The sequence below is a fragment of the Sphingomonas sp. LC-1 genome (assembly GCF_025371035.1).
GTDB lineage: Bacteria > Pseudomonadota > Alphaproteobacteria > Sphingomonadales > Sphingomonadaceae > Sphingomonas > Sphingomonas sanguinis_E.
In genome coordinates, this window is record NZ_JANZXB010000014.1 from 42,225 (window position 1) to 57,184 (window position 14,960).

The following is a 14,960-nucleotide window of genomic DNA, read 5'->3' on the forward strand; positions in this document are numbered from 1 at the left end:
ATCGCTTTACCGCAAGCGCGCGATGGCCGGTTGAGTTTTCCGTCAATGGGTGTATAGGGTCCCGCTTTCACGGAACGCAAACATTCACCCGTGCCGCATGGGTGTATCCGCCAACCGAGTGGGATGGGTCCCTTGGTTCGGCGGTACGCGCTCCTTTTTCTGTTGGAGTCCCCATGCCTTTCTCTGCTTTGCCGCCGGTATTGTCGGCTGCTCTCTCCGCGCGTGGCTATACCGCGCCCACGCCCGTCCAGGCTGCCGTCATCGAGGCTGACGCCGCTGGTCGCGACCTGATCGTTTCCGCCCAGACCGGGTCGGGCAAGACCGTCGCCTTCGGCCTGGCCATGGCGAACGACCTGCTGGTCGATGGCGAGAATTTGCCCCATGCCGGTGCGCCGATGGCGCTGGTCATCGCGCCGACCCGCGAGCTGGCGCTGCAGGTCAGTCGCGAGCTGGAATGGCTCTATGCCGGTGCACGCGCGCGCATCGCTACCTGCGTCGGCGGCATGGACGCCTCGCGCGAGCGGCGGGCGCTGAACCACGGCGCCCATATCGTCGTCGGCACCCCCGGCCGTCTGCGCGACCATCTGGAGCGCGGCGCGCTCGACCTGTCCTCGCTCAAGGCGGTGGTGCTCGACGAGGCCGACGAGATGCTCGACATGGGCTTCCGCGAGGATCTGGAGCAGATCCTCGACGGCACGCCGTCCGAGCGTCGCACGCTGCTGTTTTCGGCCACCATGCCGCGCCCGATCGTCCAGCTCGCCAAGCGCTATCAGAACAACGCCAAGCGGATCGAGACGATCAGCGAGGAAAAGGGCCATAGCGACATCGAATATCAGGCGGTGACGGTCGCGCCCGCCGATATCGAGGCGGCGGTGGTCAACCTGCTGCGCCTGCATGAGGCCGAGGTCGCGATCCTGTTCTGCGCCACGCGCGACAATGTCCGCCACCTGCATTCCAGCCTGGTCGAGCGCGGTTTCTCGGCGGTCGCGCTGTCGGGTGAGCATTCGCAGAACGAGCGCAACCATGCGCTCCAGGCGCTGCGCGACGGTCGCGCCCGTGTCTGCGTCGCGACCGACGTCGCGGCGCGCGGCATCGACCTTCCCGGCCTGACGCTGGTGATCCATGTCGAGATTCCCCGCGATGCCGAGGCGCTTCAGCACCGTTCGGGCCGCACCGGCCGCGCGGGCCGCAAGGGCACCGCGATCCTGATCGTCCCCTATCCGCGTCGCCGCCGGGTCGAGGGCATGCTACGCGGTGCGCGGATCGATGCCCAGTGGCGGCGCGCGCCGACGCTGGAGGAAATCCGGGCGCAGGACCGCGAGCGCCTGCTGACCGCGCTGCTCGCGCCGGTCGAGGTGGATGAGGCCGATCGCGAATTGGCGACCCGCCTGCTCGCCGAGAAGTCGGCCGAGGACATCGCCGCCGCGCTGGTCCGCGCGCACCGCGCCGCGCTGCCCCAGGCCGAGGAACTGATCGAGGGCGATGCGCCCGCCCCGCGCGAGCGTCGCGAAGGCTTTGACGATACCGTCTGGTTCCGGATGAGCGTCGGGCGCAGCCAGAATGCCGATCCGCGCTGGCTCCTGCCGCTGATCTGCCGTCGCGGGCACATCACCCGCAACGAGATCGGCGCGATCCGCATCCAGCCCAACGAGACGCTGTTCGAGATCCCGGCCGCGCTGGCGTCGCGCTTCGTCGCCGCGCTGAAGCGGACCGAGGCGGATCATGCCGAAGACGATATCGCGATCGAGCAGGCCGACGGCCCGCCCGCCGGTGGTTCGGGTCATGGCGGCCCGCGTCGCGGTCCGGGCGGCAACCGTCCGATGGGTGGCCGTCCCGCTGGCGGCCCCGGCGGCCCGCGCCGCTACTCGCCGCGCCCCACCCAGGGCGGACCGCGCGGTCCCCGTCGCGGCTAAGCCAGGCACGGTTCAGCAAAAAGCCCTCCCCGACACGTCTCGGGGAGGGCTTTTTTGTTGGACGTCGCCCCAGCGCAGGCGAGGGCCTTTCTCGGCTCTCCGGAAATATTCGCCAGAGGCCTCAGCCTGCGCTGGGGCGACGGGCCTCGCAAAAGTTAAAGGATTTCCCGTCCCGCCTTCCATAGCCGCTGCGCGCGGCCCTGGACGGGGAAGCCGTCGAACGGCGTATTGCCCGCCGAGGCGAAGGCATCGCCCGAGATCATCCACGGCGTTTCGGCATCGAACAGCATCAGGTCGGCGGGCTTGCCCGGCTCCAGCGTGCCGGTGTCGAGGCCCAGCACCCTGGCCGGATTGGCGGCCAGCAGCGCGAACAGCCGGGGCAGGGTGATCCGCTCGTCGCGTACCAGCATCAGCGCCAGCGGCAACAGCGTCTCCGCCCCCGCCATGCCTGCCTCGGCATCGACGAAGGGCAGGCGCTTTGCCTCGGGGCCATGCGGGTCATGGCCCGATCCGATGACATCGACCGTCCCGTCCGCGACCGCCGCCAGCGCCGTCTGCCGGTCGCTCTCGTCGCGCAAGGGGGGTGAGAGGCGGGCGAAGGTGCGGAAATCGGTGATTGCGATGTCCGACAGGTGGAGATGCGCCGGGGTGATCCCACACGTCACCTTTACGCCCCGCCGCTTGGCCGCGCGGATCAGGTCGAAGCCCGCCGCCGTCGTCACCTGCCGGATATGCAGCTTGGCCCCGGTTTCCTCCGCGAGCATCAGGTCGCGCGCGATGGCGAGCGACTCGGCGATGGCGGGGGCGGAGGGCAGGCCCAGGCGGCTCGCCGTCTCGCCCTCGGTCGCGACCGCGTCGGCGGCCAGGCCACCATCCTCGGCATGGGCGATGACGGTCAGGCCCAGATCGCCGGCATAGGCGAGAACCCGGTGCATCACGCCCGAATCGGCGATCCAGCCGCGCCCGGTGCCGACGGCCATCGCCCCAGCCGAGACGCACACTGCCATCTCGGCAAGGTCGGTGCCCGCCAGCGAGCGGGTCGCCGCCGCGATGGGGTGGATCCACAGGTCCGGCCGCCCGATCAGCGCCGCGCGCTGCACCACGCCCGGGTCATCGAGCACCGGCGACTGGTCGGGCATCAGGCCGATGCGCACGATCCCGCCCGCGCGGAAGGCGGCATTGTCGACCTTGAACACGCCCAGATCGACGATGCCGGGGGCGAGCATCTTGCCGCCGCAGTCGATCGCGGTCGCGGCCTCCGGCACGTTGCCGGTGCCGGTGATGACGCCGTCCTCGACCAGCAGGGTCTGGCCCCTGATCTCGCCGCCGACCGGGCAGACCAGCACGGCGTTGGTGAAGGCGGTGATGCTCATGCCCAGCCCTCCAGCTTGCGGGCTCGGCGGGTCAGCACGTCCAGACAGGCCATGCGGACCGCGACGCCCATCGCCACCTGCTCGGTGATCGCCGATTGCGGGCCGTCCGCCACCTCCGAGTCGATCTCGACGCCCCGGTTCATCGGGCCGGGGTGCATGACCAGCGCACCGGGCTTGGCGCGCTTGAGGCGTTCAGGCGTAAGGCCGTAGCGCAGGCGATATTCGCGGGTGGAGGGGATATAGCCGCCCGCCATCCGCTCGTTCTGGACGCGCAGCATCATGACCACGTCCGCATCCTCGATGGCTTCGTCGAAATCGGTGAAGGGGGTGACGAACATGCGCTCGATCCCCTTGGGCATCAGCGTCGAGGGCGCGCAGACCCGCACCTCGGCCGCCAGCGCGGTCAGCGCGAGGATGTCCGAGCGCGCGACCCGGCTGTGCAATATGTCGCCGCAGATCACGACCTTCTGCCCCGCGACGCCGCCGCGACGGCGACGGATGGTCAGCATGTCGAGCAGCGCCTGGGTCGGATGCTCGTGCCGTCCGTCGCCCGCGTTCAGCACCGGGCAGTCGACCTTGTCGGCGATCAGGCGGACGGCACCGCTCGCCATGTGGCGGATCACGATGACGTCGGCCCGCATCGCATTCAGCGTCATCGCCGTATCGATCAGCGTCTCGCCCTTCTTCACGCTCGACTGGGCGGCGTGCATGTTGACGACGTCCGCGCCCAGCCGCTTCCCCGCGATCTCGAAGGACAGCAGGGTCCGGGTCGAGTTCTCGAAAAAGGCGTTGATCTGGGTGAGGCCCGCCAGCCGCGTGTCGGGCGTATCGGTCGCGCCGCGATCGAGCCAATGTTCCGCTTCGTCGAGCAGGAACATGATCTCATGCGGTTGAAGGCCGTCGATTCCGGTCAGATGCCGGTGCGGGAAAACGGCGCCACCCTGAATGAGCGTGCCGGGGCGATGATCCGAGGTCTGCATTAAAGCCGCCGGGTAGCGAGCGGCGGCGCGATGGGCAAGCGGGCAGTTGGCCCCGGCCCCGATAATCCGGGGCCGGGGCGGGACCATCGGCGTCAGAACGCGCCCGACAGGGTGATGAAGCCCATGCGCGGCGGCTGGGCATAGCTGTTCCAGGTCTTGGACGCGGCACCCACGACCAGTTCGTAAATGCCCTTGCGGTTGGTCACGTTGGTGACGTTGACCGACAATTTCAGGTCCTTGACGCCGAACCCGTCGATCTGCGGCAGCGTATAGCTCGCCTGAAGGTTCAGCAGATAGCGCCCGCCGATTCCCTGATCGTTGGTATAGGTCGCGAAGCGCGGGCCGACATAGTCGCCGATCGCCTGGATCTCGAACGGGCCGTCATTGATCGTGACCACCGTCTTGTTCAGCCACTTGGCGGTGTTGGGCACATATTTGCCCGCGGTCAGGATGGTGTTGGTCCCGCTGACATAATTGTCGCGATATTTCGAGCTGTTGTACGACAGCGCGTTGTAGACTGACAGGTGCGGACCGAAGCGCAGCGTGGCGGCGGCGTCGACACCGTTGGTCCGGACCCGACCGACATTCTGCAGGATCGACACGCCGCCGATGACCGAGGCGATGACCGGCGTCGCGCTGATCTGAAGCAGGCGATTGTCGAAATCGACATGATAGGCGCTCACCTGACCCTCGATCGCGGTCAGCGGGCCGAGATCGAGCGCATGGCGCGAGCGCAGGCCCGCTTCATAGGTCCAGGAGGTTTCGGGCGAGGTGTTCGCCTTGATCTGCTCGAACGCCTGCTGGCTGCCCACCGCGAAGGGCGACAGGCCCGCCGCGACCGAGGCCTGGAACTGGCGGACATTCTTCTGGATATGGCCGAACAGCTGGTCGTTGGTGGTGATGTCCCAGATCGCGCCGATGGCAGGCAGGAACCACTTCCTCGTGTTCAGCCGCCCCTCGGGATAGCCGGTCGAGGTACCGGGCAGCGCGCCGGGCAACGGCTGGGTCGGTACGCGGCCATCGGCGAATTGCAGGCTGGACTTGAAACCCGCCTCGATCGTCACCGTCGGGGTGACGTGCCAGCGATCCTGGATATGCGTCTGGATCAGGTCGTACTTCGTGATCGCGGCATATTGGGTCAGGCGGCGCTTGGCGGGATCGGCCCATTCATAGGGCGAGGGCGGGTTGTCGATGGGGGCCGCATACCAGCGGCGGAAGATGGTGTTGCGGTTATGCTCATACCATCCGCCCAATTCGATCTCGTGATCGCCCGCCCGGATCGCCAGCGTCGAGATCGCGCCCTTGCGGTCGATGCCATATTCGGTGGTGCGCAGCGCATAGCCCGATCCGCCGAAGACCTGCTTCAGATTCTGTCCGGGATAATAGATGCGGAACAGGCCGGGCAGGCCCGCCGCGGCGATCGGGCCGGTGATCTGCCCCTGGCCTTCGTCATGATGATAATAGACCTGATTGGTCCATGTCACCGCATCCCCGAAGCGGTGTTCGTACTTGATATAGCCCAGATAGTCGGTGCGCTGCGCATCGCCGAAATAGTTCATGTAATTGTTGGGATTGTTCGACGGCGGCGCGCCGTTGGCGTCGACATAGGCGAGCGCGGCCTGCCAGTTCGGATAGAGCAGCGAGCGGTAATAGGGCTCGATCCCGCCCGCATTGTGCGCGACCGAATCCTGATTGGGCTCGGCCTTATCGGAAATATTGAAATAGCCGGTCAGCGTACCGTTCTCGCCCTTGTGAACGAACTTGGCATTGCCCTGCCACCCGCCCTGCTTGGCATTGAATTCCCAGGCGCGTGCCTTTTGCCGGACGACCGAGAGGTATCCGCTATTCGTGCCGCCCAGCCCCTCTACCTCGCCGCTGTCGATGCGCAGGAAGGTACGGCTGGCGTCGTAGCTGCCCAGCGTCTGGGCGAAGCGCACGCCCATGGTCGCGGTCGGATTGCTCGAATAGGTCTCGATCCCGCCGCCCAAATTGCTGGCCGACGCGGTGCCCAGATCGGCGGCGCCTGCGGTCAGGCGGACGCGCGCGACGTTTTCGGAAATGACCGCGCGCTGCGGGCTCAGGCCGTTGTAATTCCCATAGGACTGGTCGCCCAGCGGCACGCCATCGAGCGTGAAGCCCAGCTGGTTCTGGTTGAAGCCATGGACGAACAGCGCGATATTCTGTTCGTTATTGCCCCAGGGATCGGCCGTCTCGAACTGCACGCCGGGCAGCGTCTGGATCGCCTTTACCGGGTTGGCGCCGGGCAGCACCTTCTGGATCTCCGCCGCGCCCAGCTCCACCGAGGAACGGGTGGTGCGGGTCGCAGTGACGACGATCTGGTCGCCATTGGTCGCAGCGTCGGGCGACGGCGAATCGGACTGCTGCTGCGCCCAGGCGGGCATGGCGATGACGGCGGCGCCGATCATCAGCATCGAACGGGAAAGAACGGAAAAACGCTGCACGGCTAGGCCCCCCAAAGGCTTCGAAAGAAGCGGCGCAGCTACGGGGCTCCCGTGACGGGTTAACGACTGCTTAAAGACCAATATATGACATTTTTGCCGAAACTGGTCGTTTTGCGGTCAGCGGTCTGTCCCTTGTTCAGGGGTAATCTTTCCTCCCCTTCCAGGGGGAAGAAGGCATGGATTACGCCATCACCAGTGCATCGATCGCCGCTTGCAGGATATGCGCGGCGGCGAGGTTGTCGATCCGCTCGGCGCGCTTGGCGCGGCTCATATCCTGTTCGATCATCGTCCGCTCGACCGCGACCGTCGACCAGCGTTCGTCCCACAGCAGGATGGGGCCAAGGTCGGCGCAGTTGCGGGCAAAGGCGCGGGTCGATTGCGAGCGTGGACTCTCCGACCCATCGAGGTTCAGTGGCAGGCCGATGACAAGGCCCGTCACTCCCTGTTGCGCGATCATCGCGATCAGCTGTTCCTTGTCCTTGGTGAACTTGGTCCGGCGGACCAGGGTGGCGGGGCTGGCGAAGCTCCATCCGGCATCGCACAAGGCGGTTCCGATCGTCTTGGTGCCGACGTCCAGCCCGATCAGCCGCCCGCCCGAGGGGAGGGCGGCACGGAATTCGCTACGGTCGGTGGTGATCAGGCTCATCGAAAGGCTTTCAAACGGCGCTCCGCATCGGCGCGGACATTCGCCCAGAACAGGCTATAGTCATAGACGTGGTAATTGTTGCCCGGCAGCACATAGGGGCCGACATTGGGCCCTTCGCCGATGGTCAGGATGCCGCGTCCCTCGCATTTGGCGGGTACACGGCCCGCGATGATGTCGGCGGTCTTGAGGTCGGAGGAGGGGAAGAGAGTCCCCAGATTCGCGGTGGCGGGAGCCTCCGCGCCCGACGTGCCGGTCAGTGGATTGGTACACAGCATCGCGCTGTCCTTGCGCGGTGCGCCGGTATAGCCGTTCGTCCTGTCGAACACGTCGAGGATCAGCGACGGGTCGGCGGGCTGTCCGAAACTCTGCCAGCTCAGGATGCAACCGGTCTGGTCCGCGCGCTCGCAGGCGGGAAGGCCCATGGCGGGCAGGTCGGCGGTCAGCGAGATCGGCCAGCCCACGACATAGGCTGCGACGATCCGCCGCTTGAGCGCAGGATTCTGGGCCACCCGGTCGGTCAGCAGGCGCGACAGGTGCAGCGCACCCTGGCTATGTCCTGCCAGGATCAGGGGGCGCTTGGGATCGACCTGCGCCAGAAAGGCGGTGAAGGCGGCGTCCACGTCCCGGTAAGCGAGGCCGAGCGCGCGTTCGGCATCCTGGACGCTAGTCAGAAACGCCCCGAAGGTCGCCTGTCGATAGCGCGGGGCCCAGATGTCGCCCGCCGCATTGAACGCGCTGGCCTGTCCACGCAGGAACAGTTCGGCGCGGGCGTTGGTCTCCGGATCGTCGATCGGCGCGTTCCAGTGCGACTTGTTGATGTAAGACGTGGGGTGGATGAAGAAGATGGCGGCCCCGGTGCCGGGGCGACCGGGCTCATAGCCTGCCGGAACCCAGGATGCGGGATTGTTGGCGATGTCGGGCCGCGCCAGCCACAGGACCTTGCGCTCGTACAGATCGGCCGGGGGCGCCGCCTGAGCCTTGAACGATTCGGACGGGACCGTCGACCAGCGGAGCAGCTGATTGCCGAACAGCCGATAGGCGAAGGCGGCCGCGATCGTCAGCACGATGAGCGCCGCCACGACATAAAGGAATTTCCGCGCCAAATCGTCACTCCGTTGTGCGGTGCAGCAAAACTGGACGGCCTGCAATTGCTATCCATGATGCCCCACTTGTCCCCGTTGCAATCGCCGAGACGGCAAAAGCGTTGCGCGAAGCCGCGCGGCGATGCTAGCCGCAAGTCCATGTCCGTAGATACCGCAACCGTGAAGAAGATCGCGAGCCTAGCCCGCATCGCGATCACCGAGGAGGACGCGACGCGCCTCGCCCCCGAGCTTGGGAACATCCTGGGCTGGATCGAGCAACTGGGTGAGGTCGACACCCAAGGGGTCGAGCCGATGACCGCGGTGATCCCGAACCAGCTTCGCCTGCGCGACGACGTCGTCAATGACGGCGGCATCCGCGACCTCCTCATGCAGAATGCGCCGCAGGCCGAACATGGCTTCTTCACGGTGCCCAAGGTGATCGAATAATGACTGATCTCACCACACTCGGCATCGCCGCCATCCGCGACGGCGTGCGTGACGGCCAGTTCAAGGCGCGCGAAGTCGCCGAGGCTTTCAACGCCAAGGTTGCGGGCGCGCGGGCGCTCAACGCCTTCCTGGTCGAAACCCCCGATCACGCGCTTGCCGCCGCCGATGCGGCCGATGCGGCGCGCGCGGCAGGCGAGACGCTCAAGCCGCTGGCAGGCGTGCCGATCGGCATGAAGGACCTGTTCGCGACCAAGGGCGTCGCGACCACCGCCGCCAGCAAGATCCTGGAAGGCTTCGTGCCGCCGTACGAGTCGACGGTTTCGCAGAATCTGTGGAACGCCGGTGCGGGTATGCTCGGCAAGCTGAACCTCGACCAGTTCGCCATGGGCTCGTCCAACGAGACCAGCGCGTTCGGCAATGTCGTCTCGCCCTGGCGTCGCCCGAACGACACCGCCGCGCTCGCCCCCGGCGGGTCGTCGGGCGGGTCGTCGACGGCGGTGTCCGCTGGCCTCGCACCCGGCGCGACCGGCACCGACACCGGCGGATCGATCCGCCAGCCCGCCGCCTTCACCGGCATTTCGGGCATCAAGCCGACCTATGGCCGCTGCTCGCGCTGGGGCACGATCGCCTTCGCCTCCTCGCTCGACCAGGCGGGCCCCATGGCGCGCGACGTGCGCGACTGCGCGATCATGCTGGAGGCGATGGCGGGCTTCGACGCCAAGGACGCGACCTCGCTGAAGCTCGACGTGCCGAATTGGGAAGCCGCGCTGTCGGCGGACCTCAAGGGCAAGAAGGTCGGCGTGCCGAAGGAATATCGCGTCGACGGCATGCCCGCCGAGATCGAGGCGCTGTGGCAGCAGGGCATCGACTGGCTGCGCGATGCGGGGGCGGAGATCGTCGAGGTCTCGCTGCCGCACACCAAATACGCGCTGCCCGCTTACTATATCATCGCGCCGGCCGAGGCGTCGTCCAACCTCGCCCGCTATGACGGCGTGCGCTATGGCCTGCGCGACCTTCCCGAAGGGGCGGGGTTGCAGGACATGTACGCCGCGACCCGCGCCGCCGGTTTCGGCGACGAGGTCAAGCGCCGCATCCTGATCGGCACCTATGTCCTGTCGGCGGGCTTCTACGATGCCTACTATACGCAGGCGCAGAAGGTGCGCACGCTGATCGCGCGCGATTTCGAGCGGGCGTTCGAGCAATGCGACGTGCTCCTCACTCCGACCGCGCCGTCCGCGGCGTTCGCGCTGGGCGAAAAGCAGGCCGATCCGCTGGCCATGTACCTCAACGACGTGTTCACGGTGCCCGCCTCGCTGGCGGGGCTGCCCGCCATGTCGGTGCCGGGCGGTCTGGACAAGGACGGGTTGCCGCTCGGCCTCCAGATCATCGGCAAGCCGCTGGACGAGCAAGGCGTGCTGAACGCCGGGCTGGCCATCGAACAGCGCGCGGGCTTCACCGCCCGTCCGCAGGCCTGGTGGTAAGCGACCGCGCCTTCACGGCCCGCAACATCGCGGTGTTGCGGGAAGCACAGGGCGCCCTGAACGTCGCGTTCGGGGCGATCCTCAGCGCCTATGTTGGCGTGTCGCTGACCAACATCGACAACCACCCCTTCAACCACCACATGCTGGCGCGGTTCTTCCTTGGGGTGGCGGGCTTCATCCTGTGCCTGTGCGTGGGCAACAGCGTGATCCTGCGCGGTGAGTTTCGGCTGGGCATCGCGTTTTTGATGCTGGGCGCGGGGGCGGCCTATATGGGGTTGATGGAGGCGCGGCATCTCGGCTTCGAGACCGCGATCCTGCGCATCCTGTCGACCTGCTGGATCGTCGCCCTGCTGGGCAGCAACGCCGTCCTGACGGCGATCAACTATCTTCATCATCGAGATCGAACATGAGCGAATATCGCATCCAGGGCGCGAGCGGAGAATGGGAGGTCGTGATCGGCCTGGAAGTCCATGCCCAGGTCACCTCCAACGCCAAGCTGTTCTCCGGCGCGGCGACCGCGTTCGGCGCGGAGCCCAATACCCAGGTCTCGCTGGTCGATGCCGCGATGCCCGGCATGCTGCCCGTGCCCAATATGGAGTGCATCCGTCAGGCGGTGCGCACCGGCATGGCGATCGATGCGCAGATCAACAAATGGTCGCGCTTCGACCGGAAGAATTACTTCTACGCCGATCTGCCGCAGGGCTATCAGATCAGCCAGCTCTACCACCCGCTGGTGGGAGAGGGCGCGATCGAGATCAGCCTGGACGAGAAGAACCCCGACGGCCCGACCAAGTCGATCGGCGTCGAGCGCATCCATGTCGAGCAGGATGCGGGCAAGCTGATGCACGACCAGCATCCGACGCGCTCCTATGTCGACCTCAACCGCTCGGGCGTGGCGCTGATGGAGATCGTCAGCCGCCCCGACATGCGTTCGCCCGCCGAAGCAGGGGCATATCTGCGCAAGCTGCGCGCGATCCTGCGGTACGTGGGTAGCTGCGACGGCAATATGGAAGAGGGCTCGATGCGCGCCGACGTGAACGTGTCGGTCCGCAAAGTGGGCGACGAGTTCGGCACGCGTACCGAGACGAAGAACGTCAACTCGGTCCGCTTCGTCATGGCCGCGATCGAATATGAGGCGAAGCGCCAGGTCGCGGTGCTGGAGGATGGCGGTAAGATCGTCCAGGAAACCCGTCTGTTTAACGTTGAGAGCGGCACGACGCGCTCGATGCGGTCGAAGGAAGATGCGCATGATTACCGCTACTTCCCCGATCCAGACCTGCTGCCGCTGGAGCTGGCCGACGCGTTCGTCGAGGAATGCCGCGCCAGCCTGCCCGAACTGCCCGACGCCAAGCGTCGCCGTTACGAGGCGCTGGGCCTGACCCCGTATAATGCGGGCGTGCTGACCGCCGAGGTCGAGACGGCGCGCTGGTTCGACGGGCTGCTGGAGGCGCTGGAAGGCACGAGCGCCAAGCCCGCACAGGCGGCCAACTGGGTCGCGGCCGAACTATTCGGTGCGCTGAACCGGCTGGGCAAGGACATCACCGAAAGCCCGGTCTCGCCTGCGCAGGCTGCCGAACTGCTGGCGCTGGTCGCCGACGGTACGCTGTCGGGCAGCCTGTCCAAGCAGGTGTTCGAGATCATGCTGGAGACGGGTGACGGTCCCTCGAAGATCGTTGAGGAGCGGGGCCTCAAGCAGACCAGCGACACCGGCGCGATCGAGGCGGTGATCGCCGAGGTTCTGGAAAAGAACCCCAACCAGCTGGGTCAGTATCGCGCGGGCAAGGAGGCGCTGTTCGGCTTCTTCGTCGGTCAGACGATGAAGGCGATGGGCGGCAAGGCCAACCCGGCGGTGGTCAACGACTTGCTGAAGAAGGCGCTGGCGGGGTGATGTATTGCTCCCCCTCCCGCAAGCGGGAGGGGGCTGGGGGAGGGTTTGGTGTCTCGCAAAGGGCATCGCCTGCGGCTTTCCCTCCCCCATCCCCTCCCGCCTGCGGGAGGGGCGTGCTTTTGGCGAGCGACATGCGCTGTCGTGAGCTTCGAATCTAGCGAACGGCCTTCGAGAATCTTCTCGCCTTGCCGCAAGCTTCTCCCCTCCCGCAGGCGGGAGGGGCCGGGGGAGGGCAAGGGTGTCTCACCGAGACTGGCGCCCTGCTATTGCGCATCCAAATCCTGGTTCCGCACCACGCCGCCGGTCCCGCCGACGCCGTCATGCTCGCCGCTGCTGGTAAACGTCACCGGCTCCTCGCCGCCCTCACCACGCTTGACCGCATCGGATCGCGCCTCGACCGCCTGCTCGATATCGCTCCGCTCGTCCTCGCGCGGCGGGCTGTCAGGGTTGTTCTCCGGCACCTCGGCGGGCGGGCTGTCGGGATGGTTTTCGGGGTTGGTCGCCATCGTCTTCCTCAAATCTGCGGGGGCTGCTGCGTGCCGGGGTCACCGGGTCCGACGCCGGGGGCGGGCTGGTCGATATCGGGGCCGGGCGGCACGATTTCGGGCGGGGGCGTATCGGGTTGCGCCGGTTGGGTCGGCTGCGGGCTTTCGGGCGGGGGCTGGGTGGCCATTCTCGCTCTCCAATTCGGACTGGGGAGGGGATAAACGCATCGCGACCGCACATGTTGCCTGTTGTCCCTTGCCGAAGCCGCCCATGGTGATATAGACGCGCGCCCATCGGCGGTGTCCTCGTGCGGGCGTGGCGGAACTGGTAGACGCGCTGGATTTAGGTTCCAGTATCGTAAGATGTGGGGGTTCGAGTCCCTTCGCCCGCACCAGTCCCCGGTCAAAACGGGGCGACAGCCACACGGAATTTCTCCAGATTGAAGGCCTTTAGATGCAGACTGTCGAGACGCTGAACGAGGGGCTGAAGCGCGCCTACACGCTCACCATCACCGCCCAGGATATCGAGGGCAAGGTCGATGCCGAACTGAAGCGCATCGCTCCGCAGATGAAGATGCCCGGCTTCCGCCCCGGCAAGGTGCCCGCGAATCTCGTTCGCAAGATGCACGGCCCGGCGCTGCTGCAGGACGCGCTGAACACCGCGCTGCAGGAAGGCGTGCAGTCGCTGATCGCCGAGCAGGGCCTGCGTCCCGCGATGCAGCCGCAGGTCGAACTGGCCGAGGGTTATGAGCAGGGCCAGGACGCCAAGCTGACCGTCACGCTCGAAGTGCTGCCGCAGGTCCCGACCCCCGCGATCGACGCGCTGAAGCTGGAGCGTCTGACCGTTCCGGTCGCCGACGAGGCGGTGGACGAGCAGCTCCAGAAGTTCGCCGATCAGCAGAAGCGCTGGGACGATGCGGGCGACAAGGCCGCTGAACAGGGCGACCAGGTCACCGTCGATTTCGTCGGCAAGACCGCGGACGGCGTCGCCTTCGAGGGCGGCTCGGGCGAGGACATGGCCGTCGAGATCGGTGGCGGTCGCCTGATCCCCGGTTTCGAGGACCAGCTGGTCGGCGTGAAGGCCGGTGAAGAGAAGCAGATCTCGGTCACCTTCCCCGAGGACTATCCCGCCAAGGACCTGGCCGGTCAGCCCGCGATCTTCGACCTGACGATCAAGTCGGTGAAGACCGCTGGCGAAGCCAAGATCGACGACGAGATGGCGAAGAATCTGGGCCTCGAGAGCCTGGAGCAGCTGCGCGGCCTGCTGAAGGGGCAGATCGAGCAAAAGCATAACGGCCTGACCCGCACCTATATGAAGCGCAAGCTGCTCGACCAGCTGGCCGATGGTCACGACTTCGAAGTGCCGCCGTCGATGGTCGAGGCCGAATTCTCGCAGATCTGGGCGCAGCTTGAGCATGAAGCGACCCATGAGGAAGACCCCGAGGCCGCCAAGGCCGAGATGGAGAAGGAGCGCGACGATTATCAGAAGATCGCCGAGCGCCGCGTCCGTCTGGGCCTGCTCCTCTCGGAGATCGGCCAGGCCAATGGCGTCGAAGTGACCGCGCAGGAAATGAACCGCCTGATCGCGCAGGCCGCGCAGCAGTACGGCCCCGAAGATCGCCAGCGCTTCATTCAGTATGTCCAGCAGGAGCCGATGGCCGCCGCCCAGCTGCGCGCCCCGCTCTATGAGGACAAGGTCGTCGACTTCCTCTTCAGCAAGGCCGAGATCACCGACCGCGAGACCACCCGTGAGGAGCTGGAAGCCGCGATCGAGAGCGAGGACGGTTTCGCTTCGGGCACGCATGTCCACAATCACGATCACGACCATGGTCATGACCACGGCGCGAAGAAGCCCGCCAAGGCGAAGGCCAAGAAGGCCGACGTGACCGAGGACGCGGCCGGCGAGACGACCGGCGAGGAAGCGCCGAAGAAGGCGACCCGCGCGAAGAAGGCTCCGGCCGAGGCTGAGGCGGAAGCGCCTGCCGAAGCGACCGAGGAAGCTGCGCCCGCCAAGAAGCCGCGTGTGAAGAAGGCAGCCGCTCCGGCGGAAGGCGAGGCCGAGGCGGCCGAAGCCCCCGCCAAGAAGCCGCGCGCGAAGAAGGCCGCGCCGACCGAATAATCGCAAGGCGCTGCGGACTTCGGTTCGTGACGAAACAGGGAAGGGCGGTCGCGCGAGCGGTCGCCCTTCCTGTATCAGGGCGCA

The 14,960-nt window shown here is 66.7% G+C and carries 13 protein-coding genes and 1 tRNA gene; 7 read left to right on the forward strand and 7 right to left on the reverse strand.

Annotated features, from left to right (window positions below):
• The first annotated feature begins 173 nt into the window (after window positions 1–173).
• On the forward strand, window positions 174–1,913 hold the full coding sequence (locus tag NZL82_RS17160; RefSeq protein ID WP_261270970.1) for a DEAD/DEAH box helicase: 1,740 nt from the start codon (window positions 174–176) through the stop codon (window positions 1,911–1,913).
• Window positions 1,914–2,068: 155 nt separating this feature from the next.
• Here NZL82_RS17160 and NZL82_RS17165 read toward each other — a convergent pair whose 3' ends face one another.
• The 5 genes from NZL82_RS17165 to NZL82_RS17185 all read right to left on the reverse strand — a co-directional run bounded on the left by NZL82_RS17165 (window position 2,069) and on the right by NZL82_RS17185 (window position 8,477).
• A complete protein-coding gene (locus tag NZL82_RS17165) occupies window positions 2,069–3,286 on the reverse strand; it encodes a dihydroorotase family protein (protein WP_261270971.1) in 1,218 nt (405 codons plus the stop codon).
• The gene (locus tag NZL82_RS17170; RefSeq protein ID WP_261270972.1) at window positions 3,283–4,266 is read right to left on the reverse strand and encodes an aspartate carbamoyltransferase catalytic subunit; all 984 of its coding nucleotides are present in this window, start codon (window positions 4,264–4,266) and stop codon (window positions 3,283–3,285) included. Before NZL82_RS17170 ends, NZL82_RS17165 begins: the two co-directional genes overlap by 4 nt.
• A gap of 92 nt (window positions 4,267–4,358) precedes the next feature.
• Window positions 4,359–6,728 carry a TonB-dependent receptor gene (locus tag NZL82_RS17175; protein WP_261270973.1) on the reverse strand — a complete coding sequence of 790 codons (2,370 nt, stop codon included), beginning with the start codon at window positions 6,726–6,728 and terminating at the stop codon, window positions 4,359–4,361.
• A gap of 181 nt (window positions 6,729–6,909) precedes the next feature.
• Entirely contained in the window at window positions 6,910–7,374 is a 465-nt protein-coding gene (gene ruvX, locus NZL82_RS17180; RefSeq protein WP_261270974.1) for a Holliday junction resolvase RuvX, read from the reverse strand.
• Window positions 7,371–8,477, reverse strand: a complete 1,107-nt coding sequence (locus NZL82_RS17185; RefSeq protein ID WP_261270975.1) for a DUF3089 domain-containing protein — start codon at window positions 8,475–8,477, stop codon at window positions 7,371–7,373. The genes ruvX and NZL82_RS17185 overlap by 4 nt, the downstream gene beginning before the upstream one ends.
• A 138-nt stretch (window positions 8,478–8,615) precedes the next feature.
• Between NZL82_RS17185 and gatC the strand changes: the two genes are divergently transcribed.
• The 4 genes from gatC to gatB are packed head-to-tail and all read left to right on the forward strand — an operon-like array spanning window position 8,616 to window position 12,272.
• Window positions 8,616–8,903: an Asp-tRNA(Asn)/Glu-tRNA(Gln) amidotransferase subunit GatC gene (gene gatC, locus NZL82_RS17190; RefSeq protein ID WP_037568622.1), complete on the forward strand. Its 288-nt coding sequence runs from the start codon at window positions 8,616–8,618 to the stop codon at window positions 8,901–8,903.
• The gene (gene gatA / locus NZL82_RS17195; protein WP_261270976.1) at window positions 8,903–10,384 is read left to right on the forward strand and encodes an Asp-tRNA(Asn)/Glu-tRNA(Gln) amidotransferase subunit GatA; all 1,482 of its coding nucleotides are present in this window, start codon (window positions 8,903–8,905) and stop codon (window positions 10,382–10,384) included. Before gatC ends, gatA begins: the two co-directional genes overlap by 1 nt.
• Window positions 10,378–10,794, forward strand: a complete 417-nt coding sequence (locus NZL82_RS17200) for a hypothetical protein (protein ID WP_261270977.1) — start codon at window positions 10,378–10,380, stop codon at window positions 10,792–10,794. The genes gatA and NZL82_RS17200 overlap by 7 nt, the downstream gene beginning before the upstream one ends.
• Window positions 10,791–12,272: an Asp-tRNA(Asn)/Glu-tRNA(Gln) amidotransferase subunit GatB gene (gene gatB / locus NZL82_RS17205; RefSeq protein ID WP_261270978.1), complete on the forward strand. Its 1,482-nt coding sequence runs from the start codon at window positions 10,791–10,793 to the stop codon at window positions 12,270–12,272. The genes NZL82_RS17200 and gatB overlap by 4 nt, the downstream gene beginning before the upstream one ends.
• 263 nt (window positions 12,273–12,535) lie before the next feature.
• Here the strand turns inward: gatB and NZL82_RS17210 are convergent, their stop codons facing one another.
• Window positions 12,536–12,778: a hypothetical protein gene (locus tag NZL82_RS17210; protein WP_261270979.1), complete on the reverse strand. Its 243-nt coding sequence runs from the start codon at window positions 12,776–12,778 to the stop codon at window positions 12,536–12,538.
• Between the two features lie 8 nt (window positions 12,779–12,786).
• Complete coding sequence (locus NZL82_RS17215) at window positions 12,787–12,945, reverse strand: hypothetical protein (RefSeq protein WP_261270980.1); 159 nt, start codon at window positions 12,943–12,945, stop codon at window positions 12,787–12,789.
• Window positions 12,946–13,067: 122 nt separating this feature from the next.
• Here NZL82_RS17215 and NZL82_RS17220 point away from each other — a divergent pair.
• Window positions 13,068–13,152: transfer RNA gene (locus tag NZL82_RS17220), tRNA-Leu, on the forward strand.
• Between the two features lie 59 nt (window positions 13,153–13,211).
• Entirely contained in the window at window positions 13,212–14,876 is a 1,665-nt protein-coding gene (gene tig / locus NZL82_RS17225; protein WP_261270981.1) for a trigger factor, read from the forward strand.
• The last annotated feature ends 84 nt before the right edge of the window (window positions 14,877–14,960 follow it).